Annotated in this window: 20 protein-coding genes, 5 pseudogenes and 2 riboswitches; of the genes and pseudogenes, 10 read left to right on the forward strand and 15 right to left on the reverse strand. The window is 43.8% G+C overall.

The genetic code is table 11. From position 1 onward, the window contains the following. Positions 1-221: 221 nt before the first annotated feature. Positions 222-601, reverse strand: a pseudogene (gene gcvH / locus TT12_RS00980) (glycine cleavage system protein GcvH). A 69-nt stretch (positions 602-670) separates the two neighbouring features. Beyond that, positions 671-1,761: pseudogene (gene gcvT, locus TT12_RS00985) on the reverse strand (glycine cleavage system aminomethyltransferase GcvT). Between the two features lie 282 nt (positions 1,762-2,043). Next, positions 2,044-2,203: riboswitch (glycine riboswitch) on the reverse strand. A 55-nt stretch (positions 2,204-2,258) separates the two neighbouring features. Then, a riboswitch (glycine riboswitch) is annotated at positions 2,259-2,396 on the reverse strand. 235 nt (positions 2,397-2,631) lie between these two features. Here gcvT and TT12_RS00990 point away from each other — a divergent pair. The 5 genes from TT12_RS00990 (at position 2,632) to TT12_RS01015 (ending at position 8,086) form a co-directional block, all read left to right on the forward strand. Further along, complete coding sequence (locus TT12_RS00990) at positions 2,632-2,952, forward strand: YcgL domain-containing protein (RefSeq protein ID WP_045451381.1); 321 nt, start codon at positions 2,632-2,634, stop codon at positions 2,950-2,952. 307 nt (positions 2,953-3,259) lie between these two features. Then, positions 3,260-3,901 carry a hypothetical protein gene (locus tag TT12_RS00995; RefSeq protein ID WP_045451384.1) on the forward strand — a complete coding sequence of 214 codons (642 nt, stop codon included), beginning with the start codon at positions 3,260-3,262 and terminating at the stop codon, positions 3,899-3,901. A 378-nt stretch (positions 3,902-4,279) separates the two neighbouring features. After that, entirely contained in the window at positions 4,280-5,143 is an 864-nt protein-coding gene (locus TT12_RS01005) for an AAA family ATPase (RefSeq protein ID WP_045451389.1), read from the forward strand. 85 nt (positions 5,144-5,228) lie between these two features. Further along, complete coding sequence (locus TT12_RS01010) at positions 5,229-6,452, forward strand: vWA domain-containing protein (RefSeq protein ID WP_045451392.1); 1,224 nt, start codon at positions 5,229-5,231, stop codon at positions 6,450-6,452. Between the two features lie 437 nt (positions 6,453-6,889). Beyond that, positions 6,890-8,086, forward strand: coding sequence for a globin domain-containing protein (locus tag TT12_RS01015; RefSeq protein WP_045451394.1), 1,197 nt, complete (start codon positions 6,890-6,892; stop codon positions 8,084-8,086). Between the two features lie 131 nt (positions 8,087-8,217). On the opposite strand, the gene TT12_RS01020 is transcribed toward TT12_RS01015, so the two are convergent. From TT12_RS01020 to TT12_RS01045, 9 genes and pseudogenes are all read right to left on the reverse strand, one after another. After that, positions 8,218-9,033, reverse strand: coding sequence for a phosphodiester glycosidase family protein (locus tag TT12_RS01020; RefSeq protein WP_045451397.1), 816 nt, complete (start codon positions 9,031-9,033; stop codon positions 8,218-8,220). 354 nt (positions 9,034-9,387) lie between these two features. After that, positions 9,388-9,905: pseudogene (locus TT12_RS19210) on the reverse strand (glutamate synthase-related protein). Continuing rightward, entirely contained in the window at positions 9,893-10,252 is a 360-nt protein-coding gene (locus TT12_RS19215; RefSeq protein ID WP_502685156.1) for a glutamate synthase-related protein, read from the reverse strand. The pseudogene TT12_RS19210 and the gene TT12_RS19215 overlap by 13 nt, the downstream one beginning before the upstream one ends. Continuing rightward, complete coding sequence (locus TT12_RS19220) at positions 10,249-10,902, reverse strand: glutamate synthase-related protein (protein ID WP_502685157.1); 654 nt, start codon at positions 10,900-10,902, stop codon at positions 10,249-10,251. Before TT12_RS19220 ends, TT12_RS19215 begins: the two co-directional genes overlap by 4 nt. A gap of 245 nt (positions 10,903-11,147) precedes the next feature. Continuing rightward, positions 11,148-12,248 carry an RNA 3'-terminal phosphate cyclase gene (gene rtcA, locus TT12_RS01030; protein ID WP_045451567.1) on the reverse strand — a complete coding sequence of 367 codons (1,101 nt, stop codon included), beginning with the start codon at positions 12,246-12,248 and terminating at the stop codon, positions 11,148-11,150. Positions 12,249-12,879: 631 nt separating this feature from the next. Continuing rightward, complete coding sequence (locus TT12_RS15065) at positions 12,880-13,170, reverse strand: hypothetical protein (protein WP_207803942.1); 291 nt, start codon at positions 13,168-13,170, stop codon at positions 12,880-12,882. Between the two features lie 37 nt (positions 13,171-13,207). Beyond that, a complete protein-coding gene (locus TT12_RS15070; protein ID WP_207803943.1) occupies positions 13,208-13,453 on the reverse strand; it encodes an SMI1/KNR4 family protein in 246 nt (81 codons plus the stop codon). A 26-nt stretch (positions 13,454-13,479) separates the two neighbouring features. Next, positions 13,480-13,926: a hypothetical protein gene (locus TT12_RS01040; protein WP_045451399.1), complete on the reverse strand. Its 447-nt coding sequence runs from the start codon at positions 13,924-13,926 to the stop codon at positions 13,480-13,482. An 18-nt stretch (positions 13,927-13,944) separates the two neighbouring features. Next, a complete protein-coding gene (locus tag TT12_RS01045; RefSeq protein WP_045451402.1) occupies positions 13,945-15,177 on the reverse strand; it encodes an RtcB family protein in 1,233 nt (410 codons plus the stop codon). Between the two features lie 254 nt (positions 15,178-15,431). Here TT12_RS01045 and rtcR point away from each other — a divergent pair, with 254 nt between their 5' ends. Continuing rightward, positions 15,432-17,162 (forward strand): RNA repair transcriptional activator RtcR, encoded by a 1,731-nt coding sequence (rtcR, locus tag TT12_RS01050; protein WP_045451404.1) that lies wholly within the window; start codon positions 15,432-15,434, stop codon positions 17,160-17,162. 72 nt (positions 17,163-17,234) lie between these two features. Here the strand turns inward: rtcR and TT12_RS01055 are convergent, their stop codons facing one another. Next, positions 17,235-17,798, reverse strand: coding sequence for an IclR family transcriptional regulator (locus tag TT12_RS01055; RefSeq protein ID WP_243443200.1), 564 nt, complete (start codon positions 17,796-17,798; stop codon positions 17,235-17,237). Then, the gene (locus tag TT12_RS15990) at positions 17,774-18,061 is read right to left on the reverse strand and encodes a helix-turn-helix domain-containing protein (protein WP_243443201.1); all 288 of its coding nucleotides are present in this window, start codon (positions 18,059-18,061) and stop codon (positions 17,774-17,776) included. The genes TT12_RS01055 and TT12_RS15990 overlap by 25 nt, the downstream gene beginning before the upstream one ends. A 205-nt stretch (positions 18,062-18,266) precedes the next feature. Here TT12_RS15990 and TT12_RS01060 point away from each other — a divergent pair. The 3 genes and pseudogenes from TT12_RS01060 (at position 18,267) to TT12_RS01070 (ending at position 21,964) form a co-directional block, all read left to right on the forward strand. Further along, positions 18,267-19,420: pseudogene (locus TT12_RS01060) on the forward strand (acyl-CoA dehydrogenase). A 177-nt stretch (positions 19,421-19,597) separates the two neighbouring features. After that, positions 19,598-20,797, forward strand: a complete 1,200-nt coding sequence (locus tag TT12_RS01065; RefSeq protein ID WP_201604966.1) for a CaiB/BaiF CoA transferase family protein — start codon at positions 19,598-19,600, stop codon at positions 20,795-20,797. Between the two features lie 117 nt (positions 20,798-20,914). Continuing rightward, positions 20,915-21,964, forward strand: a complete 1,050-nt coding sequence (locus TT12_RS01070) for a histone deacetylase family protein (RefSeq protein WP_045451406.1) — start codon at positions 20,915-20,917, stop codon at positions 21,962-21,964. Positions 21,965-22,026: 62 nt separating this feature from the next. Here the strand turns inward: TT12_RS01070 and TT12_RS15995 are convergent, their stop codons facing one another. Both TT12_RS15995 and TT12_RS16000 read right to left on the reverse strand, forming a co-directional pair. After that, positions 22,027-22,362, reverse strand: a complete 336-nt coding sequence (locus TT12_RS15995) for an IclR family transcriptional regulator domain-containing protein (protein WP_243443202.1) — start codon at positions 22,360-22,362, stop codon at positions 22,027-22,029. Further along, positions 22,332-22,790, reverse strand: coding sequence for a helix-turn-helix domain-containing protein (locus TT12_RS16000; RefSeq protein ID WP_045451410.1), 459 nt, complete (start codon positions 22,788-22,790; stop codon positions 22,332-22,334). The genes TT12_RS15995 and TT12_RS16000 overlap by 31 nt, the downstream gene beginning before the upstream one ends. Before the next feature lie 262 nt (positions 22,791-23,052). Between TT12_RS16000 and TT12_RS01085 the strand changes: the two are divergent. Continuing rightward, positions 23,053-24,525 (forward strand): annotated as a pseudogene (locus TT12_RS01085) (NAD-dependent succinate-semialdehyde dehydrogenase). Positions 24,526-24,707: the final 182 nt, after the last annotated feature.

The raw sequence follows: 24,707 nt of genomic DNA on the forward strand, positions 1-24,707 counted from the left end.
GGCAGTATTGAGTACGTCTCTTTAATAGCGCCTGACAAGTAATTGATATGAATAAATCAGATAGCGATTGGAAGCAATAAATTGAGCGATAAACATTCTAAGAAAAAGCGTACAGATATCAGCTGACGCCAATATCTGTCATAACAAGTTGTGTTTTTTAAGGTTATAAGTAGCGGCATTTAAATAAAACACCGCTTTTAAGCGAGAGAGTGAAGCTGCTATTACAGCTCGTTTTCGTACTCATCAGCAGTTAGCAGTGCTTCGTAGTCAGCGATGTTGTCAGGCTTCATTCTAAAGAACCAACCTTCGCCATATGGGTCAGAGTTGATGATTTCTGGATCGTCTTCTAGGCTTCGTTGATCGCAACGACTTCACCTGAGATAGGCGCATAAACGTCAGAAGCCGCTTTTACTGATTCAACTACAGAGATTTCGTCATCAACAGCGATGATGTCGCCCACGTCTGGTAATTCAACGAATACCACGTCACCCAATAGGTCTTGAGCATGGTCAGTGATACCAACAGTGATAGTACCGTCGTCTTCTAAGCGTAACCACTCGTGGCTGGCGATGTATTTTAGTTCTGCTGGGATATTGCTCATGGTCTCTCTCCTAAGTGATAGAGGATGGTTAACAAAAATAGTGGATGTTAATAATAGGGTTTATAATGCCTACGAGTCAAACTGCTGTTTGCCATTACGGACAAACGGTAGCTTAAGAACACGTACATCAACGAACTTGCCTTTGCCGCGCAGATCGACCTGAACGCTATCATCATCTGATACGCTGGCAGGCACACGGGCAATCGCAATCGAATTTTTTAGACTAGGGGAGAAGGTGCCACTGGTGATAATGCCAGTTTGCTCATTGTCCGTGCCTTGATTGATGGTGACTGTCATGCCTTCACGCAATACGCCGCGTGTCGTTAGCAACAAGCCAACTTGCTTCATGGCAGAGCTATCGTCTTTTGACTGTTGGCGTTTACTAACTAAAGCATCACGACCGACAAAATCACGCTCGTCTTTTAACGCGAGTGTCCAGCCCATGTTGCACTCGTAAGGACTGACGTTGTCGTCCATGTCATGACCATAGAGGTTCATGCCAGCTTCCATACGCAAGGTGTCACGCGCGCCAAGCCGGCAGGTTTGATGCCATTGGCTTTTAATTGTTCAAAAAACGCTGGTGCATCATCACCATGCATAATGACTTCGACGCCATCTTCACCAGTGTAGCCAGTCCGAGCGACGAACCAATCTGCGCCTTCGATGTCTGTTAAATCAGCACCAACGAAAGGCTTAAGACCGGATAAGGTATCTGCCCAGCTAGGTTTGGTTTGCGCGAGTTTTTCAACCGCATTTGGTCCTTGCACGGCAATCATCGCAAGCTCTGGACGCTCGGTGATGCTGATGTCAAAACCTTCGGCGACTTTGTCAAATTGTGCCATGTCTTTGTCACGAGTAGCAGCGTTTGAAACGATGCGGTATTCAGTAGCGTCTTCGTTCATTAGGTAAACGATTAAGTCATCGATGACGCCACCTTGCTCGTTGAGCATGCCAGAATATAGCGCTTTACCGACGGTTTTGAGTTTATCGACATCATTGGCCAGTAGCTTTTGTAGCCATGCTTTGGTATCGCTACCTGTGACATCAGCGACGACCATATGTGAGACATCAAACATACCGGCATCAGTACGTACCGCTTCGTGCTCTTCGATTTGCGAACCATAATGGATTGGTAATTCCCAACCAGAAAAATCCACCAGCTTGCCGTCACTATCAACGTGAGACTGATAAAGAGGTGTGCGTTTAGGGCTGAAGTGTTGGCGCTTTGAGCAGTATTATCTTGAGTAGTGGTCATAACAAATCCTTATGTGGACATCAGCTGCATTCGATAACCAGTCGTAAAAACAAGTATCAAAGTATGAGGCTGATGTGCCTTATCATAGTAGCGAGAAGCAATATTGCAAGGTGCAAACATTGCAACCAAAGGTAGCACAGAAAAATAGCGCAATCCGCCAAACAGACGCTGAACGTCGGTTTAAGCAAAAGCCCTATCTGTCCTGTAACCTGAGATTTTCAACACGAACCATCATTGCACGTTTTTAAAAGCATCAGCCTTAAAAAACCAAATTAAATGATGTCGCATTTTCTCCCCTTCGGTGGGTAAGGCGTCGTCCGTCCTTACCGCTCTCCAGATTTGTTATGCCTTATGTTTGGGTGTGCTACGCAATTGATGGTAGACAGCGAAACAGTCGTGACATGTGTTTTTTCAGTCCTTTTACCTGAGCGATTGGCAGGGTGGATGCGCCTTCGGTGGTCAAGTAGCAATTATCAGCGCCAGCTCATTAATATGAACGCACTTGATATTTTGCTCAAGACTCTCTCCTGAAAAACGCTTTTATTATGAAAGGTTCACCGCGCTTTTACAAGTCATCTAGGCGATTAAAGTGAATAATTTTGGCAAAAATTATTTTTTGTGAGAATAATCAATACCGTATCGATAAGTAAAGCGTTTTACGGTTGGTAGGCAGTAGTCAATTTAGCATGAATGCCTATTGCAAAACGTAAAGCGACTACTGATATTCACCCAAAATATGCTAATCTATGGCGATAGTTTCTGATAGGTCATTATTATGCATTGTGATATTTATAAATTCCCCAAACATAACGATATGTATGTCTATATTGCCCGTCCTGATTATCCTGATGATACCGACGAGATTAAAGATTGGCTTGGCGTATTACCAAAAGATTTCCGTGCCAGTTTAGGGCGCAGTAAATTTGTGATGCACTTGGACTTAGCCAATACGCCGACGCTTGCGCGCGTTGATAAAGCAGAAGTACTGGCAAAATTACAGTCGCAAGGGTATTTTGTACAAATGCCTCCGCAAGATGTGATGCGCCGCCAAGCGGAATTACGTGCACGTGAAGCACAAGACAATATTTATGATTAATGGGTATTTTTGAAGCGAGTTTTTAATCAGCTTCTTTTGGCTATGTTGCATGACAGCCAGCAAGAAAAAGTTTACGACACATTTGCGCTCATGCATTTTGGTAGAAAGTCGTGATAAACTAGCAGGCTATATGAGTGACAAGACAAAAAATACGTGGCGAGGCAAAAGGTCATGTTTCAAGTGCTTATGTCTTAAGGGCTTTTGGCGATAATATATTCGATATTATGGTTCGTTGAAATAGCACACTGTCTATCGTTAAGCGCGTAAACGCGCTGCACAATTTATAAACGCAGGTAACTACACACGCATGGACTGGTTAAAAGGTATTATAAACAGCTTACCGCTGGAAGCCATTAGTGATATTCTCGGCGAAATTGCTATTTGGTGGGGACAGCTGGTAAAAGACGTGCCACCCGCAGACTTACCGATGTACGCGTATCTGGGTGGTGTCGTTATTGTGTTGGTATTGTGGTTGCTGGTCGCTCGTATGCTGCCGCGGCCGTTGGGCGGTATGAGTTGGATGATATTGTTTGCTGTGTTATTGGCACCAGGTACTGCCCTTGGCGATCCAAGTGTGATTGCCCCCGCTAGTATCGCCGTGGTTTATGCGATTATGATGAAAGACACGGCTGGCGCGATTACCAATATGCTGCCGATACTCGTGGTGTTAGTGGTCGGCTTGTTTGTGGGCTTCGTTTGGCAGCTTATTCGCGGTGCTTTTGAGTCAAGTCTAGACAAAGCGCGCAGTCGTACTGCAGAAGATACACAAGCGACCATGCAGCTGACGACTGGCAATTATTTGACAGAAGGCACGACTTTAACCGATCAAGCCACTGTTGCTGAACCGTCTAATAAAACGCCTTTAGCGGCTAACCCTAAAGCAGACGTTAGCTTAAAAAAAGACAGCAGTTTAGCTAAAAAGCCTAATATGGAAAAGCTCGATAAGTAGTAAAGCAACATCAATAAAGTGCCATCAGTAAAGCGACGTCAGTAAAGTGATATTAAATTTTTGCTAGCGATGGTTGGAGCTTTGCTTTTATAGTAGCTATATAAAAGACGCTATCAATAAAAGTACTGTGAATGAAAAGCACCATAAAAAAGACACCATGCGTGTCTTTTTTTATGAAAAAACGTTTTATAACTGCGCCGACCAACCGTCAAAGGGCGTTCAAGGTATCTATTATTTTTCAACAACTGCGAACGCATGAGTATTTTGGCAATCAATCATGCTGTGCTAATCTAAATGATTATTTATTTGCCATCAATTGCCTTTAAGCCTTTTCTGGCTCTTGATAGCCTAATCTATAACAATAACTGAGACTTGATTATGAGCACGACTGATAAAACGAAAAAAAGCTTTACTGGTACGCAAAATTATATTGCCACTGACGATTTGCAGTTGGCGGTCAACGCCGCGATGACACTACAAAAACCACTATTGATTAAAGGCGAGCCGGGCACTGGTAAGACATTATTGGCGGAGGAGGTCGCTGAAAGCTTAGGGATGCCGCTGATTACGTGGCACATCAAGTCAACCACCAAAGCGGAGCAAGGGTTGTATGAGTACGATGCCGTATCGCGCTTGCGTGACTCGCAACTGGGTGATGATAAGGTGTATGAGATTGGCAATTATATCAAGCCCGGTAAGTTATGGGAGGCATTTACCAGTAACGAGCGCAGTGTATTATTGATTGATGAAATTGATAAAGCTGATATCGAGTTCCCAAATGACTTGCTGCATGAGCTTGATAAAATGTCTTTTTATGTCTATGAGACAGGCGAGACCATCACTGCTGCGCAGCGTCCTGTGGTTATTATCACCTCAAACAATGAAAAAGAGTTGCCTGATGCTTTCTTGCGTCGCTGCTTTTTCCATTATATTGACTTTCCAGAAGAAGAGACCATGCGTCAAATCATTGACGTGCATTTCCCTAATATCCAAGAAAAACTGGTCAATGATGCGCTGGATATTTTTTATAAGCTGCGTAATGTCCAAGGGCTTAAAAAGCCACCATCAACCTCAGAATTGGTCGATTGGTTAACGTTGCTACTGGCTGATGATATGGCACAAGAAGAGTTGGAAGAAAACTTACGTGGTGAAAAGTCTATTCCACCGTTATATGGCGCGCTGCTTAAAAATGAAGCCGATGTGAGCTTGTTGCAACGCTTTGCTAATATAATGCGCCGTTAAGCAACAGACTATTTTCAAAATGACGACACGCCTAATAAAATGGCTTCACTCGTCACCATATCAGCCAATAAGCGATGCGACTCTTATGTTTATCAAATTGTTCTATACCTTACGTACTTATGGTGTGCCAGTCAGTACGCGTGAGCTGCTTGACCTAAATGCCGCATTAGATCAAGGGCTGATGATGCAGCCGCATCCTGAAAATCCAGAGTTGTCTACCTTTGCCAGTCGTGAGGATATGTACCGGCTGATTCGGCTTTGTATGGTCAAAGACGAGCGCCATTTTGATAAATTCGATCGAGCAATGGCAGATTATTTTGAAGGCGTCGACAGTCTAGATATGGATGAGCTATTGGCTAAATTGACGGACATTCCTAAAGAATGGCTTGACTTAAAATTAGACCCAAAAAACCTAACCGAAGAGCAGCGCCGACTGCTCAAAAAATATGGCTCGTTAGAGGAGCTAATGAAAGCGCTTGAAGAGCGTCTCAAAGAGCAAAAAGAGCGTCATCAAGGCGGTAGTAAGTGGGTTGGTACAGGCGGTACATCGCCATTTGGTGCCTATGGTGACCATCCAGAAGGCGTGCGCGTTGGCGGTGAATCACGTAAACGTAGCGCCGCTAAAGTCTGGGAGCAGCGTAAATACCGCAACCTTGATGATGACAGTCAGCTTGGTACCCGTCAAATTCAAATGGCACTACGAAACTTGCGCCAGTTTGCCCGTACCGGTAGCGCCGATGAGCTAGACATTCATGAGACTATTAAACGCACGGCAAAAAAAGGCGTGCTCGATATCCATATGCAAGCTGAGCGCCGTAATCGTGTCAAAGTACTAATGCTGTTCGATGTGGGCGGCAGTATGGATGTCCATATTGAAGCGCTTGAGAAATTGTTTTCTGCGGCTAGAAATGAATTTAAAACCTTAGAGTTTTTTTACTTTCATAACTGTTTGTATGACTATGTTTGGAAGGACAATAATCGTCGCCATAGGGCGCCGATGCCAACGTATGAGCTGCTTAATAAATACGGTCGCGAATATCGCGTTATCTTCGTCGGTGATGCGTCAATGTCGCCATATGAGCTGATGACAGTTGGTGGCAGCGTTGAATATATGAACAATGAGGCGGGTATTGTTTGGCTCAAGCGGGTGCTCGCGCATTTTGATAAAGTCGCTTGGCTCAACCCTGAAGATCCAGCGTACTGGCAATATACCCAAACCATCGTTGAAATTAAGAAACTATTTAACAATAAAATGTATCCGATGACCTTACATGGGGTAGAAGAGATGACCAATTATCTAGCGCGTTAATTTTGACGTGTGGATAAAGATACGCCCTAAATTAAAAAACCTGTTAATCCCTATATTTTCTGATAAAAGCAGCCGTTATGACAGCATAGCGGCTGCTTTTTTGTCGAAAATAATCAGTTTTGCAGTCACACGGCATTGGTATAAGCAGCAAAATATGATAACATTCATTTTAAATGAATCTTATAAAGGTGTTTTGACTGGTTCGGCAAAAAATTTGATGACAAGAATTTGATAATTGTTTGTAAAAATCAGTCGTCGTTACTTATTTAAGCACTTCATTTTTCATATGTTAATCAACCAATCAATGTAATGAACTTATGCCATTTTCAACCATTTTAGTAGCAAAAAAGCGCGTGCAAGTACTACATTCAGTAGACTAAACGAGTTTGACAGCGCTCCTCATACTTTTTGGAATTGGTACTAATAAGAGAGACAGTATGGCTTCACCAAAGACTTTAGAAATCGTCACCGCAACTGTTCCCGTCCTTGAAGAGCATGGAACGGCAATCACCACGGTGTTTTATAAAAATATGTTTGAAGAGCATCCTGAGCTGTTGGACATATTTAACGAAACCAATCAAAAATTGGGTCGTCAACAGACGGCTCTAGCAACGACCGTGTTAGCCGCTGCTAAGCACTTGGATAAATTGGCGACGTTATTGCCACAGGTCACGCAAATCAGCCACAAGCATCGTGCTTTACAAATTTTGCCTGAGCATTATCCTATCGTGGGTAAGCATTTAATTGGTGCAATTAAGGAAGTACTGGGCGAGGCTGCCAATGACGATATCATCGATGCTTGGACTGAAGCTTATAATGAGATTGCCTCAGTATTTATCCAGATTGAACATGGCATGTATAAGGAGGCGATGTGGCAGGGTTTTGCGCCTTTTGTAGTGACTAAAAAGGTAGCAGCTGCTACGGATATTGCTGCCTTTACAGTTGTACCAGCCAAGGATAATGCAGAAAGTCATCAAGAGATCGACCTGAGCAAATTGACTTTAACCGCAGGTCAGTACATCACAGTGAAGACAGATCCAAAAGACAGTGACCATGTTGCCCTGCGTCATTACTCTTTGTACTCTGCTAGTACCGATGCAGGCATTCAGTTTGCGGTCAGACGCGATAACCGCAATGAGCATCATGGTTTGGTCTCAAACTATATGCACGACCAATTAGAAGTGGGTGATACGGTTTTATTATCGGCACCAGCAGGTGACTTTGCGCTCAATCAAGACTTGGTACAGCAAAATGAGATTCCGCTAGTATTGATGAGTGCGGGTGTTGGGGTAACCCCTGTGTTATCTATGTTGGAAGCACAAGTATTAGCCAATCCAAAACGACCTATTATCTGGGTTTATGCTTGCCAAAATGATGCGCATCACGCTTTCAATACTGAAGTGGAGACGCTGTTAGAAAAGGCTGAGACTGTAGAAAAGCATATTTTCTATTTTGAGTCTGGACAACTATTAGATGAGGCGTGGCTTGCTCAATTACCTAAGCCTGCTGATATTTATGTCTGTGGCTCGATGCCATTTATGGAAAGCATGATCGATGGGCTAGTGACGCTAAATCACGGTGTTGATAGCGTTCATTATGAACCGTTTGGTCCCAAGATGAGTTTGGGCGGTTAATTTTAGCTATTGTTAGCCATTAACTGTTGCTATTAATAAAAAAGCACTTGGATGACAAAGTCGTCTCAAGTGCTTTTTATTCAATGCAATTTATCTTATTTTTATCACTATTTTAAAAATAAATACATCGCCTAATCTTTATTTTTAACCAATCCAACCATCACACCCATCTCTTTTTTATCATGCTTATCAATGCTGGGCGCATATAATGCCGACGCAATCCCGCCATCTAAAAACAGAGCATTCGGACAGTTTAAGGCATCCTTAAATAACGATGCAAATTGATAAAATGTCACCGGCTCATCGCTATTGACAAATTTTATGTGGCCGTCATCACAAACACCTGCGCCATTACGAATCTTGAGTGAGGTGCTATCAGGATTAAACTGTGGATGTATCTCGTTATTGATAACCAACATAGGACCTGATTGGGTGGCATACCAAGGCTTCGCTTCGCCGCTGTTAAGCTGCTCGTTTAAGGCGGTACTTTCTGTGATATGTACTTTTCCAACTTTATCCCACCACAGCACACCATTGGGCAATAAATGGAAATTGCCACCGCCTTCTTTAAGATTTAGCGATTTGATCTCTTCACCATCAATGATGGTATAACCAATCGGTGCATAGTTCTCATTGTACATACCTGCATTCATAGCAAAGCTCAGTGCTTGATTTGAGGGCAATGTGGCTAATAACGTCTCAAAGGTGAGCAACGATTTCGTACTATCAGGCTGCTGCCAAAACAATTTCAATGAATAGCGGCCATCCATCAAGGCTTGAGCGTCAATGCTACAAACACTATAAGAAAATGGTGCATCTTGAGTCTGACACGACCAGTTTTGTGTCTTGTTGTCAGCAGTATCAGTGCTTATCGGTTGGCAAGCACTGACACTTAGCAAGAGTAGGACGAGTGCTCCTAAAGGTAAGGGAAGAGCGAAATTTGGCATCAATGATATATCTTTTATAGTATGGAGTGAGATATAAATAGTCAGAGCTCACGGATTTTTGATCGCTATTTCTTAATCGCTGCTAGGCGGAAATTCGCGAAAAGTATTGTTGACGTTGCCGATTAACTGCCCACCGCCAGTGATACTCGCAAAGTTACCAAGGCTCTGTTCCACCGATGTGGTGTTTCTCTACCTTTATCCCGTGAGTCTTTATTATAAGCAATGAGGCGTCATCATTGGCTAAAAAGCTATCTGGGTTCGCCATGACCCACATCTGATTAAACACATCTGCGCGGGCGCTATTATTGAGTAGCGCTCCCTTATCGGTAAAATAAAAGAACTTCGATAATAGTTTTATCTGTCCATCATCGAGGCGGCGCGCGATATGATACGGTTGTAATTGGCTTGGGTGTTGTAGCCGACCGCACCGACGATACTGGCTAGGGATTTCAGAGTGTTTTTATGGAAGCTTGCGACACGCTCAGCTTTGCTTGGTACATCCAGCGCTTTTTGACGATAAGGGTCTTGGGTGGCAACGCCCGTCGGGCAAGTGTTAGTATGGCACGAACGTGATTGAATACAGCCAACAGCAAACATAAAGCCGCGCGCTGAATTACACCAGTCTGCGCCCAAGGCAATCATACGGCAATATCGAAACCAGAGACGATTTTACCGCTCACACCAAGTTTGATTTTATCGCGAATGCCTGCGCCGACCAAAGTATTGTGTATTAATAAAAATCCTTCAACCATCGGCATGCCGACATTGTCCATGAATTCGACAGGAGCCGCGCCAGTACCGCCTTCTGCGCCATCGATGACGATAAAATCAGGATAATTATCGGTTTCGATCATGGCTTTCACAATGGCCATAAACTGCCAAGCTGACCAACACAAAGTTTGAAGCCTACAGGTTTGCCGCCTGACAACTCACGCAATTGTTGCCAAAAAGCCACCAATTCTCGCGGGGTACTAAAGGCTGTATGCGACGAGGGCGACACACAATCTTGACCTGTCGGTACTTGACGGGTATCAGCGATTTCTTGGGTGATTTTCTCCGCGGGTAGCACGCCACCTTTGCCAGGTTTTGCCCCTTGAGATAATTTGATTTCAATCATTTTTACTTGTGGATCAACCGCTTTTTCGGCAAAAGACTGCGGGTCAAAATTGCCACTATCATCACGGCAACCAAAATACCCTGTACCTAGCTCCCAAATCAAATCACCACCGAACTTGCGATGATAAGGCTGATAGCTCCTTCACCCGTATCATGAGTAAAGCCGCCCATTTTTGCGCCTTGATTGAGCGCCATAATCGCGTTAGCCGATAAGCTGCCAAAGCTCATCGCCGAGATATTAAATACCGACATATCATGCGGCTGTTGACAACGCTCACCGCCAACGATAATACGAAAGTCTTGGTTGTCTAAAGGCTGGCTAATGGCTGATTGTAAAAACCATTCTTTACCATTGGTGTATAAATTATCTAGCGTACCAAAGGCATTGGTGTCGCTGACGTTCTTAGCACGTTGGTAAATTAGCGCCCGCTGCTGGCGTGAAAACGGTACTTGCTCTTTGTCATTTTCTAACAAATATTGTCGAATTTCAGGACGAAAGTCTTCAAGTACATAACGAATATGTCCGGCAACGGGATAGTTTTTCAAAATAGCATGCTTTGATTGTATGACGTCATAAATCCCCAAGCATACCCCAAACCCACCGAGAATAATTAACCACCAATTTAGCAATAGTAGACCTGCTAAAAATATTAAGATGGCAGCGCCAAAGGTGCTATAACGCAGCAATAAGCCGACCAAATACGGAGAGTTGGTTTTAGGTTCAGGATTTAGATTGGTACGAGATTGGGGCATGGCTACACTCAACAGTAATACATAAATATTAAAAAGGTGACAATGATTCAAAGAGAGAGTAGGGTAAAAGCGACCCTCTTATGACCATTATTGTTAGACACTGACAAAGCGCTCAGATTTATCGCCTACATCATACACATATGATATCACTGCATAGCAGTAATTGGGTAACAGAGTGCTACTGTTGATGTTGTTAGTGGCGTGATTTTAACAGACAACTTGTACCAAAGTTTTCTGCTCATCGATCACTTTAGCTTAATCTCAACGGGCAAAAATTGCTGAATGAGCCATGCTTGGGTTTCAGTGTGCTTACTAACGACACGCGCGGTAAACTCGCCACCGCCTGCTAACGCCAACGGTAAGAGTAATTGATCGGTTAAGTATTCATCGACCAGTGAGTCGGTGTTAAATACATAACGTTTGACTAAGCCTGATAAACGACAACCTATCTTTTCCGCCGAGCTGCGTTTCTCTCCTAATAAAGTAAACACCTCGGCGTGATATTCTTTATGATTTTGGGTGTCAGAAACCTCATGAGTGACTTGTGCATAGCAGCTATTGCCTTCACCAATGCCTTGCAATTTATGACTATGAGTGGTTATCAGCGTTTCATCAATTCCCGATTCGACCAATGATGCTTTTGCGCTGGCAAGCTCACGTTTGCAAATGTCGTACTCTAGATTGAGCACGCTCGCGACCAGCTCTATACCGATAAGCTCTCCACGCTTGGTTAGCTGTAAGGGTGGCGTATTCGCACGGCGCATAAATGGTGTTATCGTCGCTTTAATCATGCCGCCACCAATAGGCGCAAACCCTGCTTGCACGCACTCAATATCAACGTGCATGCCTAATTTCGCTAATGCAGGGACGAATGCCTGCTGTAAAAAGTCCGTGGTTGGCGCTAATGGATTATGCGTACCGCCTTTTATACTCACCGTTGAATAAGCACTTTGATCTGTATTGGCAAAAAGCAGAGCAGGAAGTAGCGTTTGTAGCACCAAACTGGTACTGCCAGCTGAACCAATATCAAAATGGTAATCACCTGATCGAATCGCATTCGGCACAAAGCGAAATGATACGCTGCCTAACGCTGCGCCTGTCACGCTAGCGTTCGATATATGTTGTGACGCTTGTACGCACATCAGGTGTTGACGCATTAGCCCAGGTTTGGCTCGCCCAGCGCGGATATTAAACATTTCAATGGGTATGCCTGTCAGCATCGATAATGAGAGAGCGGTACGAATGATTTGTCCGCCACCTTCGCCAGTGCCGCCATCTATTTTTAGGGTCGCACGCTTGGTGCTCGCAGTATGGGCACTGGCATTACTGGTGCTTTGGTTGGGCATAAAGCTCATTGGTACACTCTCAAAGTTTAATTTTTCGTAAAGCGTGATGTGATTATTTTATCGTGTGTGCTTAATTCACTATCAATTATTATCAAATAAAAGAGCCTAAAAAATACGGTATGACGCATATTTTTTAGGCCCTGTTGATCTATCAATCTATCAAAGTTTAGCTTTAGATATCAACATTTAGCTGTTGAATTTTTTCGCTAATAACTCTTTGATAAACGTCACGACGGCTGCGCTGTGCTCAGAGTTTTTGATTTCATCTAATAGCTCAGCTTTTGACATGCTTTGGTATCTTTGTATGTCTTCGCTGCTGATGTTTTTTGCGCTGTCGATCAAGCTGATAGGCCGTTTTCATCGTTATCACTACCAGTTACGGCGCCTAACATATCGTTCATATTTAACATGGGTATTTCCTCATATAAAAGTCATTATCAAGTTTTTCAATGTGAAAGTGCTTATAAATCTGCGCTGTGGTCACATGCCACGCACATCTTAGTCTACCGTATCTATATTCGTTTAGGGGTATTAAAGTCGCTCATGCAAATGATTTGCGCCAAATTTTTTGCATGTCGCTACGCATAAATAGGGCTTCTGCGAGTTTCATTTTGGTTCTCTCTTATTATAATCAGGATTCAATATCGCCCCAAAAATCAATATGATTTGGCGCATCGATTATTGGAAATTTATCTGACAATTCAAAACGAAATTCATGAGCAAAATAGTGTGCTAAATCGTATCCATAGTAAATGATGTCTGTCTGATAAATAGAAAAAACAGGGTTACCAGTTTTATGTGGTTCACTAGGAATGTATCGGTGCGAGTAAATGGGTATCATTTTAGGATAAGTCTCATAATAAATTTCAGCGACCATAATATTTTCATTAAGATCATTAGACTTTTCACCCCATTCTTCCATCCAGAATGCATTATGCTCTATATCAAACACTATGCCACTAAATGGCCAATCTATCTTTTACGAATATCCATGGCCTCAATTTTTGACTGTAACCTAGTCGCCAGTTAACAAAACCATTAGATATGGGCAGCTCTTTTTGTAAAAAATATTGTAAATCAGGTGGAAACCTTAAATTGAATTTATTTTCAATTTGTTGAACTTCTGCATCAGATAGTCCATGTTCAAATTTGACTTTTTTTGCTTTGAGTTTTCGTATGATTTCTATAGCTTGAGCATGTTTCATAAGTTTGTTCTCCTTTGCAAAAATTACTAAAACCATTCATGACCGATAACTTTCCAGATTTCATCACCGTAACCATCGAGGTTTTTAGGTATATTGGGATTACCTAAGTAGTCCATATTCTGCTCACGCATAAACTCTAAAATGCTTGATTTCAAAGCTTTGCAAAAAGCCAGTCTATCGAAGCAAAATTTTTCCATATTATTAATCACAGGTATTCCTAAAATTAACCAGTCCATTGGTGGGTTTGGTGAGACTTTAAAGTTAACCTCGCGACTGTAGTCATCGATTACGAAGTAGTACACATTTTTCAAAGGCTCTTGCTGTAATACAAAACCAATCTCAACTAAGTTTAGAATATTTTTGAAAATATCTAAAAACTCACACTTAAGTATAGCTGTTTGATTGATTTTAAATTCAACGTAGTAAAAGCCTTGAGAATAGCCAATTCCAAAAACTATGTTGTCTAAATTCATGCTTTACTCCTCAACAAACTAGCCTTTAACACACACCACCTGACGCAGTGTATGTACCACTTCTACCAAATCACTTTGTGCTTGCATCACGTCATCAATATTTTTATAAGCCGCTGGAATCTCATCAATCACATCCGCGTCCTTTCGGCATTCTACGCCCTCAGTCTGCGCGATTTGATCGGCGACCGTAAATACCTTTTTCGCTTCGGTACGTGACATGATACGACCTGCACCATGCGAGCAAGAGCAAAACGATTCTTCGTTCCCTTTACCGCGTACGATGAATGATTTGGCACCCATTGATCCCGGAATGATTCCGTATTCACCAACGCGGGCACGGACAGCGCCTTTGCGGGTCACAAATACTTCCTCGCCATAATGCTCTTCTTTAGCCACATAGTTATGATGACAGTTCACCGCTTTTACCGCAGCATCAAACGGCTTAGGTATGATGTGGCGTAGCGCTTTGATGGCTTTTTCCATCATGATTTCACGGTTTTTAAAGGCAAAACGCTGCGCCCAACCCACCGCAAACCAATAGTCATCGAAATGCTCTGTACCCTCGGCAAAGTAGGCCAAATCTTTATCAGGCAAGTTGATAAACCACTTGCGCATGTCCTCACGTGCCAGCTCAATAAAGTAGCGACCGATGGCATTACCCACACCGCGTGAGCCTGAGTGCAGCATGATCCAAACTTGATTGGTTTCATCAAGGCACACCTCGACGAAATGGTTACCCGTACCCAGCGTACCCAAATGATTAAGGTTATTGGTATTTTTAAGTTTAGGGTGCTTTTGGGTTATATAGTTAAAGTCATCAACCAGCGTACCCCAACCATTCATTACGGTGTCATCAGGGTTTGCCCATGCGCCGACATCACGGCGTGACCCGCGACCACGCGTTTTACTACGACCATGTGGAATGGCTTTTTCAAGCTTCGTACGCAGACCGAGCAAGCTATCTGGCAAATCGTTTGCGGTTAGGGTAGTTTGTACGGCCATCATTCCGCAACCGATATCGACACCAACGGCTGCTGGAATAATCGCTTCTTTGGTTGGCAGTACCGTACCGATAGTCGCGCCAATACCGACATGCACATCAGGCATCACCGCAAGCCATTTATAAACAAACGGCATTTTTGAGGCTTTGATCAACTGATCGTGCGCTTTTGGGTCGACATGGACGCCCTTAGTCCAAAGTCTAATCGGCGTTCCACCGTCTTGAATAATATTATGAGTAGTTGGTTGCATGGCATTTTCCTTAGCATTGCAAAGTCTGTTTATTATGAAAGATAATTCTTACTTTATATAATGCTAAGGGCGTGCCAAGTTTTATAACTGCTAGAAATTACTTTTTAAGTAACTGATAATAAAAGGTTTAATTTAAATATATTTTTCAAAAGGAAAAGATTATTTAATCATGAGTTAAAAATATATAGAAATATATCTAACTAGATAGAAAATAATATATTATTTGCTAATGATACTCAGTGATAAGTAATATTATGAATAGTGATCCAAATAACAAAACCGCCGTCATCGGCTTCCTTGGCACTACCTTAGACAATGGCTTTAATGATAAGCGTTGGCAACGTTGGCGTCCAACCGTCAGTTTGGGTTTGCATGACGAGCTACTGGTCGATGAGCTGCATATCTTGTATAGCAAGCGCGATAAGCGACTGTTTAAAATTATTAAAGATGACGTGGCACAAGTTAGTCCAAACACTACCGTGATTGGTCATCATGTGGCATTGATTAGTCCGTGGGATTTTGCCGATGTTTATGCTGAGCTATATGACTTTGCCGCAGGGTTTGATTTTCAGGACAGTACCGATTACTTACTGCATCTGACCACGGGTACACACGTGGCGCAGATTTGCTGGTTTTTGTTGGTAGAAGCAGGATTTATTCCAGCAGATTTGATTCAGACTTCTCCTTGCCCAAGACCTGACCAAGCTGATCCGAAAGGTCGCTATCAAGTAATCGATCTAGACGTCTCGCGCTATGATGGATTACGTGAACGCTTTGAAGCAGAAAAACAGCAACATTGGCAAACCTTGCAAGCCAATCTAGTCACCCAAAATGCCGCTTATCAAAAGCTCATCTCCGATATTGAAAAGGTGGCAACGCGATCAACCGCACCCATATTATTGATGGGCGCAACAGGGGCGGGCAAGTCTCAATTGGCAGGCCAAATCTACGCGCTCAAAAAAGCCAAAGCTAACAGCACGCAAGGCAAAAACACGCTTGAAAAATTTGTTGAGGTAAACTGCGCCACGCTGCGTGGTGACACCGCCATGAGTGTATTATTCGGTCATGTCAAAGGTGCCTTTACGGGCGCTGCGACGAGTCGAGATGGGCTGCTAAAATCAGCTGATGGTGGTTTGTTATTCTTAGATGAAATTGGTGAGCTTGGGCTTGATGAGCAAGCGATGCTATTGACCGCACTGGAGGAGCAGCGCTTTTATCCGCTTGGTAGTGATACACCGATTAGCGTGTCGTTTCAGCTAATGGCAGGCACTAATAAAGATTTGCGGCAAGCGGTCGCTAATGGTGAGTTTCGAGCGGATTTATTTGCGCGTCTTAATACATGGACGTTCTTTTTGCCATCACTCAAAGATAGGTTGGAAGATTTACCTGCCAATATCGATTACGAGCTGGCGCGCTTGGGTAGCGAGCAACAGCAGCAATATCGATTTACGCCAGAAGCAAGACAGCTGTATGAAGCTTTTGCGATGAGTGCGAATGCGACATGGCAGGGGAACTTTCGTGATTTGACTGCCAGTATGATTCGCCTAACCACGCTGGCTGAAAGTAAAGTGATTCGCAATGATGACGTACAAGCGGAGATTGAACGCTTAACACATCTTTGGGAATTGCCTGACAGCTTGAATGGCTCGAATAGATTGAGTAATGATAATAAAGGCAATAACGCAAATAAAAATAGCCTAAGTAATAACAGTCCAGATGCTACTTTAAATAGCGAAACTATCGAGCAGGGTAGCCATAACATCTTACGCCAATATCTCGATGAAGACATGCTAACAACTATTGATCCATTTGATGTAGTGCAACTGGCGTATGTGATTGAGGTTTGTATCAATCATAAAAACCAAGCGGCGGCGGGGCGCTATCTGTATGCCAACTCACGCGATAAGCTAAAAAGCCCTAATGATAGCGATAGATTGCGTAAGTATCTAATGAAGTTTGGGCTGAGGTTTGATGGGTTAAAATGAAGCATTTTTCATAAAATAAAACCCATCAATTAAGCAAGATGCTCGTACTATAGATTTATGGTCTATTGTCTTTTAAACGCCCGAACCAATCCGCTCCGCCAACGCCTGTAATTTCGGCACTATCATCGCAGCATACTCATCCGCTTCCCAATTAGCGCTTGGCACACTGGCATTGAGCGAATACGTATATTGCCCAGTCGCGACATCATATACCCCAACCGCGACTGCCAGTATGTCGTTAGAAAATTCACCATCTGATATCGTATAGCCGTATTTTTCATAATGCTCTGCCGCGCTGGCTAGGGCGGTTTGTGCATGGTCATAATCCTCGGTAGATAACTGTTCTTGTAGATTTTTAATGATGACAGCCTGTCTCGCTTGCGTACTTGTCGCATAAAAAGCACGTCCGATGGCAGTGCGTGCCACAGGGACGGCTGAGCCAACCTGTAAATTGACCGATAGGCGAGCAGGGCTACGACAACAAGCGTGATAGCGCATCTCTCCTTCGACTTCGGTTGCCACATTCACCGATACTTCGTTTTCGCTAGCGAACTGCCGCAGTAATGGCTCAGCCGCTGCGATCATATCGTGACGACTCCATGCGGTCGCACTCAGACGTACAGCACTACTGCCCAATTGATATTGTCCGTGCTCAGTGAGACGTAAAAACCAAGCGTGGTTAGGGTATGGATAAGGCGAGTGATGGTCGCTTTTGGCAGATCTGTCATCTGACACAATTGCTGATGGGTGAGCCTATTATCATGTTCAAATGCTGCGAGTAAAGACAGCCCGCGACCCAGTGCCGTAACGAACTGTCGATCATTCTCTTCCTTGCTTTGTTCAAGCATAGTCGTCATGCGATTCAATAGTGGTATGGCTACTGATACATTTTTTGTCATTTTATACTCATCTTTTTTGGATAAAGGTTTACAGCGCGGCAAAAGTTTGTTTAAATGGTTTTAAATTATGAAACTAAGTTTCGCATAGCGGAATAACGAAGTCAATGACTTGTTAGACCAAATGATGCATCACTCACTATTCATCAGTCAGGATGACTGATACCAAGGAGCTCCACATGGCAACATCTACTAGCCCACGCTTTGATTGGAAGATCCTTTTTTACTACGTGACCAGCTTACTGAAGAAGAGCGCATGGTCACCGACAGCGCCCATCAGTTTTTTCAAAAAGAGCTGATGCCGGGTATCGTTGAAGCCAATCGCAATGAGAATTTTGACCGTAATATCATGCGTCAAATGGGTGAAATGGGTCTGCTTGGTGTCACGATTGAGGGCTATGGTTGTGCAGGTCTATCAAGTGTCGCTTATGGTCTGATTGCTAAGGAAGTGGAAGCAGTTGATTCGGGCTACCGTTCAGCGATGAGTGTTCAGTCAAGCTTAGTGATGCATCCTATTTGGGCGTACGGTACTGAAGAGCAGAGAGAGCGTTATTTGCCTAAGCTGGCCTCGGGTGAGTATGTTGGCTGTTTCGGTCTGACTGAGCCAGACTCTGGGTCAGATCCTTCATCGATGTCTACTCGTGCGCGCGCTGTGGATGGCGGTTATGAGTTGACGGGCAATAAGATGTGGATCACCAACAGTCCTATCGCTGACGTGTTTGTCGTTTGGGCAAAAGATGATGCCGGCGAGATTCGTGGTTTTGTTTTAGACAAAGGCATGAAGGTTTATCAGCACCAAAAATCGAAGGCAAGTTCTCACTACGTGCATCAGTCACGGGTGAGATTGTGATGGATAAAGTATTCGTTCCTGAAGCCAATGCTTTTCCAGATATTCGAGGTCTAAAAGGACCGTTTGGCTGCTTAAATAAAGCCCGTTACGGTATCGCATGGGGCGCGATGGGGGCAGCTGAGTTCTGCTGGAAAGCAGCACGTCAATATACGCTAGACCGTAAGCAGTTTGGTCGTCCGCTCGCGGCAACGCAGCTGGTACAGTTGAAGCTTGCTAATATGCAGACTGAAATCACGCTAGGTCTACAAGCTGCGCTACGAGTGGGTCGTTTGATGGATGAAGACAACGCTGCGCCTGAAATGATTTCACTTATTAAGCGTAACAACTGCGGTAAAGCACTGGATGTTGCACGTATTTCGCGTGACATGCATGGCGGTAACGGTATCTCTGATGAATTCCACATTATCCGTCATGTGATGAACTTAGAGGCAGTTAACACTTATGAAGGGACTCATGATATTCATGCGCTCATCTTAGGTCGTGCGCAGACTGGGATTCAAGCGTTCTTTTAAGTACTTTTAGCTCATACAACTGTATTCTATGACGTACGTTGCTGCTTGGCTTCTTGTTAAAAGAGCATTAGCAATAGCGTACGTTCTTCATTTGTTCTTCATGATTTAACTACTGAAAAATTACATCCTGAAGAACAATTTTTTTGTCAAAAATACGCGACACAATAAGGGATTATTATGACGGATATGGCGAAAGGCGCATTGCATGGTATCAAGGTACTCGACTTATCGAGAGTATTGGCAGGTCCTTCTTGCACCCAAGTACTTGCAGATTTGGGCGCTGAAGTCATCAAGGTTGAGCGTCCGCATATTGGTGATGAAACGCGCCATTGGGCGCCGCCAACATTCAGCGATGATACCTCTGCTTACTACGCTACCATCAATCGTAATAAAAAATCCCTCACTGTCGATATCACCACTGATGCAGGGCAGACCATCATCAAGCAACTCATTGCTGATAGCGATATTGTCGTTGAGAACTTTAAGGTTGGTGGTCTTAAGAAGTACGGTTTAGATTACAACAGTCTAAAGCAAGATAATCCGCGCCTGATTTATGCCTCATTGACGGGTTTTGGTCAGACAGGACCCGATGCCGAGCGTCCCGGTTACGACTATATTATTCAAGGTCTATCAGGCTTGATGAGTATCACGGGTCCAAGTGATGGTGAACCGCATAAGGTTGGCGTCGCAGTGGTCGATTTGTTTGCAGGATTGCAGCTGACGATTGGTATTCAAGCGGCTTTGATTGCTCGTGAGACTACTGGGTTAGGGCAACAGGTAGACGTTGCACTTTTAGATAGTGCGCTTGCCATGCTGGCTAATGTTGGTATGAATCATTTGGCATCAGGTCAAATCCCGCCCAGACTGGGCAATCAGCATCCTAATATCGTGCCTTATCAAGTGTTTGCAGGTCAGGGTGAGCAGCACTTTATATTAGCCTGTGGGAATGACATTCAGTTTGCCAAACTTTGTGATGTGCTTGCAGTTGATTGGCATACCGATGAGCACTTTAGGACCAATCCACAACGCGTTGCCAATCGCGAGCTACTGTGCGCTGAGCTGAGTAAGAAATTTGTCGAGCAACCACGTACTTATTGGTTAGAGGTGTTGGATCAAGCAGGTATCCCATGCGGAGCGATTCATAACATCGCTGAAGCATTGGCGATGCCGCAAGCGTTAGCACGTGAGATGGTAATTGATTTTGCCAAACAAGGCAGTCTGGTAAGAGCACTTGGTAGTCCAATCAAACTATCTGCATCACCCGTCACTTATCGGTCACCGCCACCGAAGTTGAGCGAGCATACCGATAGTACGCTTGCTGATTTGGGCTACGACAGCGAGATGATCGCTAAGCTAAAAGCCGATGGGATTGTTTAAAATAGTGTCGGCAGCCTTATATTTACAGTGATAGAAACTAAACACAAAAGCTAGGAAATGGAATTTCTTTAATAAAATAATCTAAAGTTGAGTAGTGTCAAACAAGGAATGTTGAGCATGAAAATATATAGCCATGAAAACCTGAGACTGCATAGACCGCTGCCATATTTTTCTTATGGAAAAATGCATGAGCCGTTAGAGATACCAGAGCGTATGGTTGAGTTCTTAAAAGCACCAGCAGCGTTAGGGTTAGAGGTGACGACCGCTACTGATGTCGGCATTGGGCCTATATTAGCGGTTCACGATTTTGGTTACGTTGAGTTTCTCAAACATGGCTATGATGACTGGATAGCAGTCGAGGAAGACTTGGGCGCGCAGGTACAGACGGGGATTTTTTTGCCGTATGACAATCCCGGTATCGGTATCATGGCAAAAGCAGCAAAGTATCAAGCTGATGATAGCGCGCCTATCAGCGAGCATTCTTGGACATCTATCTATTGGTCGGCACAGACTGCACTCAACGCGGCTGAAGCATTGCTGAACGATGATTTATCAGATACCGAGCGTGCCGAAAGTCATATACAGCTTTGCTTCTCACGACCGCCTGGTCATCATGCTCGCAAAAGCGCCGCTGGCGGATTTTGCTATCTAAATAACGCCGCCATCATCGCTGAGCATCTGCGGCAAAAATACGAAAAAATCGCCATCATAGACACCGACATGCATCACGGACAGGGTATCCAAGAGATATTTTATGATCGCAGCGATGTGCTTTATACCTCGGTTCACGGTGACCCCGTTAACTTTTATCCCGCAGTGACAGGGCATGCGTTTGAAAGGGGCACAGGCGTGGGTGAAGGCTATAACGTTAACTTTCCAATGCCGCACGGTGCCGATGAAGCTGGGTTTTTTGAGTATGTTGATAAATCTATCGAAGCGATGACGCTATTTGACCCTGATGTCATCGTTCATGTCTTAGGATTCGATGTTTATGAAAATGACCCAGAAGCAAGATGTGCCGTGAGTACGCAAGGGTTTAATGTACTAGGACAAAAGATGAAAGCGCTAAATAAACCACTGATTGTTTTAGTCGAGGGCGGTTATTACTTGCAAAAGCTCAATGACAATTTGCAAGCATTTTTATCAGGGCTTATTTCAGAAGATTAACAGTTATCACCAAAATAACTGAAAGAGTTTGAAGTAAGCAAGAAACTAGCAGCGTTTTAACTTTATTTATTATCGATAAAACCCAAACGCTGCTCAATTTGCTGCGCCAATTTAATCAATACCGCGCTGACCTCAGCACGCTTGGACTCATATTCGCCTTGCAAAAAGCTAACCGCCATACCCGCAACGGCATTGCCTGATGCATTGCGAATATAAGTACCCAAACAATACATCCCTTCGCGCAGTTGCCCATCATCGAGTGAGATGCGACTGTTTTGAATGGCGGTCAACTCGGTGGACAAATCGCTAAAGTTATCAACACCGTGTTGGGTAATAGGTGCGGGGAAACCGGTAGCATAGATAGATTTTATACTGTCCATAGAAAAGGTTGAGAGCATGGCTTTGCCCGTGGCAGAGAATACCGCTGGTACGCGAACGCCAGCGCGAAAGGTAAAGCCAAGCGGGCAGGCGCTTCATGACAGGCTAAAAACACCACTTCACCTAAATCAAGCTTAGATAAAGTAACTGTATGTTGAAGAAGAATCGGATACTGGACAATGAGGTCTTTAAATAACTGGATGACGCCTTGCTGCTGCTCATACTTACCCGCCCAATACATCAAATAAGAGCCTAAATGAAAGCGGCTATCGCTGTCTTTATAGATGACATGCTTGGTCAAAAGACTTTGCAAAATATTGTGGGTTGAGCTACGTGGTAGATTGAGCTCTTTAGCAATATGAGCTGCGGTTAAAGGCTGTGAGCTATCAGTAATTAAATCTAAAATCTGAAAGGTTTTGTCCAAGGCAGGAACGGCAGTTGAGCTCATAAGGAACCTATAAAAGTCAGTAAAATTGGGAAAATATAAAAATAACGCGATAAATCATCATTAAAATGAGAATAGGGGTTGCAAATGGCTGGCTATCATTCTTATAATGATGTCTCATATATAGAATAGATGTTCAGTATATTGAACACTTAACAAGTTATCAATAATTATTTAAATCATAACCTTCTATTTATTGTCATTCACTTATCGCTATAAATCTGCGAATCCTATTTGCAAACCTCAATTGACAAGGAGCGTCACAATGTCACAACTGTCACAGTCTACGCTACAGCTATCGAACCCAGATCTACTTAAACAGCAGTGTTTCATCAAAGATGGCTGGCATGCCGCTAGTGATGACTCGACTATTGATGTGAGCAATCCTTTCAACGGCGATATTATCGGTACGGTACCAACTAACGACCGACGATGTGAACGACGCGGTTACCGCCTCTCATGAAGCCCAAATCCTTTGGGCAGCCAAAACCCCAAAAGAGCGTGCTGAGCTACTACAAAAGTGGCAGATCTCATCGATGCCAATAAAGAAGACTTGGCTATCATTATGACCGCTGAGCAAGGCAAACCTCTAAACGAGTCGCGCGGTGAAGTGGGCTATGCCAATAGCTTTATCCGCTGGTTTGCCGAAGAAGGCAAGCGTGTTTATGGCGATGTTATCCCTGCCAATAGCGCGCAGCTACGTCATGTGGTACTCAAGCAGCCCGTTGGCGTTTGCGCAGCGATCACGCCTTGGAATTTCCCAGCAGCGATGATTACCCGTAAAGCCGCGCCAGCATTGGCAGCAGGCTGCACGATGATTATTAAGCCTGCGACTGAAACGCCATTTTCTGCATTAGCACTCGCTGCATTGGCTGAACAAGCAGGTATTCCAGCAGGCGTTATCCAAGTAGTGACGGGCAAATCCTCAACCATCGGCGATATCCTAACGGGCGATGCACGTATTCATAAGCTTTCATTCACAGGCTCTACCGAAGTCGGTCGTACCTTGATGGCTCAATGTGCGACAACCATCAAAAAACTGTCATTAGAGCTGGGCGGTAATGCGCCATTTATCGTCTTTGATGACGCTGATCTGGAAAAAGCAGCTGAAGGCTTAATTGCTTCTAAATATCGTAACGCTGGTCAAACTTGTGTTTGTGCCAACCGTGTCTATGTGCAAGACAGCATTAAAGATGAATTCTTAGATGTGTTTGTGAAAAAAGTCGCTGAGCTAAATGTCGGTAACGGCATGGATGAAGGTGTGGATATTGGTCCTTTGATTAATCAAAAGGCGCTAGAAAAAGTGCAAGCGCTACTTAAAGATGCTTTAGACAAAGGCGCGACGCTTATCGCTGGCGGCAGCACCAATGACGCCTCAGAGCTTACTTACAATCCAACAGTCATTACCGATATCAGTGCTGAGATGGATATCGCGCACGAAGAAATCTTTGGCCCTATTGCCACTATCTTTACGTTTAAAGATGAAGCAGACGTTATTCGTCAAGCCAACGACACGATTTATGGCTTGGCTGCCTATTTCTACAGTGGCAATTATGCACGTTCATGGCGTGTCACTGAAGGTCTTGAATACGGCATTATTGGTCATAATACGGGTCTGATTTCTACTGAAGTCGCCCCATTTGGCGGTGTCAAGCAGTCTGGATTCGGCCGCGAAGGCTCAAAATACGGCATCGAAGAGTATGTCGTGACCAAATACTGGTGTTCTGACGTCAGCTAACCGTTTAGCGACATACGCTCTCTTTTAAGGTTTTAATTGTCACACCGTATCGAACGGATTCAGCACCATGAATCCCATCTATAGCTAGCAACTAATAACTGTTAACTATTAGATAAACCATTCCTCAAAACCGCCATTCAATCATTGGCACTTATGTTAAAAATAAAGAAAAGGATATTCCC

The sequence above is a fragment of the Psychrobacter sp. JCM 18903 genome (assembly GCF_000586475.1).
GTDB lineage: Bacteria > Pseudomonadota > Gammaproteobacteria > Pseudomonadales > Moraxellaceae > Psychrobacter.

What these genes read in the sequence shown, in the direction of transcription:
- TT12_RS00990 (WP_045451381.1), top strand. Translation starts at nt 2,632, where the DNA reads ATGCATTGTGATATTTATAAATTCCCCAAACATAACGATATGTATGTC.
- TT12_RS00995 (WP_045451384.1), top strand. Translation starts at nt 3,260, where the DNA reads ATGGACTGGTTAAAAGGTATTATAAACAGCTTACCGCTGGAAGCCATT.
- TT12_RS01005 (WP_045451389.1), top strand. Translation starts at nt 4,280, where the DNA reads ATGAGCACGACTGATAAAACGAAAAAAAGCTTTACTGGTACGCAAAAT.
- TT12_RS01010 (WP_045451392.1), top strand. Translation starts at nt 5,229, where the DNA reads ATGTTTATCAAATTGTTCTATACCTTACGTACTTATGGTGTGCCAGTC.
- TT12_RS01015 (WP_045451394.1), top strand. Translation starts at nt 6,890, where the DNA reads ATGGCTTCACCAAAGACTTTAGAAATCGTCACCGCAACTGTTCCCGTC.
- TT12_RS01020 (WP_045451397.1), bottom strand. Translation starts at nt 9,033, where the DNA reads ATGCCAAATTTCGCTCTTCCCTTACCTTTAGGAGCACTCGTCCTACTC.
- TT12_RS19220 (WP_502685157.1), bottom strand. Translation starts at nt 10,902, where the DNA reads ATGCCCCAATCTCGTACCAATCTAAATCCTGAACCTAAAACCAACTCT.
- rtcA (WP_045451567.1), bottom strand. Translation starts at nt 12,248, where the DNA reads ATGCCCAACCAAAGCACCAGTAATGCCAGTGCCCATACTGCGAGCACC.
- TT12_RS15065 (WP_207803942.1), bottom strand. Translation starts at nt 13,170, where the DNA reads ATGGAAGAATGGGGTGAAAAGTCTAATGATCTTAATGAAAATATTATG.
- TT12_RS15070 (WP_207803943.1), bottom strand. Translation starts at nt 13,453, where the DNA reads ATGAAACATGCTCAAGCTATAGAAATCATACGAAAACTCAAAGCAAAA.
- TT12_RS01040 (WP_045451399.1), bottom strand. Translation starts at nt 13,926, where the DNA reads ATGAATTTAGACAACATAGTTTTTGGAATTGGCTATTCTCAAGGCTTT.
- TT12_RS01045 (WP_045451402.1), bottom strand. Translation starts at nt 15,177, where the DNA reads ATGCAACCAACTACTCATAATATTATTCAAGACGGTGGAACGCCGATT.
- rtcR (WP_045451404.1), top strand. Translation starts at nt 15,432, where the DNA reads ATGAATAGTGATCCAAATAACAAAACCGCCGTCATCGGCTTCCTTGGC.
- TT12_RS15990 (WP_243443201.1), bottom strand. Translation starts at nt 18,061, where the DNA reads ATGACAAAAAATGTATCAGTAGCCATACCACTATTGAATCGCATGACG.
- TT12_RS01065 (WP_201604966.1), top strand. Translation starts at nt 19,598, where the DNA reads ATGACGGATATGGCGAAAGGCGCATTGCATGGTATCAAGGTACTCGAC.
- TT12_RS01070 (WP_045451406.1), top strand. Translation starts at nt 20,915, where the DNA reads ATGAAAATATATAGCCATGAAAACCTGAGACTGCATAGACCGCTGCCA.
- TT12_RS15995 (WP_243443202.1), bottom strand. Translation starts at nt 22,362, where the DNA reads ATGCTCTCAACCTTTTCTATGGACAGTATAAAATCTATCTATGCTACC.
- TT12_RS16000 (WP_045451410.1), bottom strand. Translation starts at nt 22,790, where the DNA reads ATGAGCTCAACTGCCGTTCCTGCCTTGGACAAAACCTTTCAGATTTTA.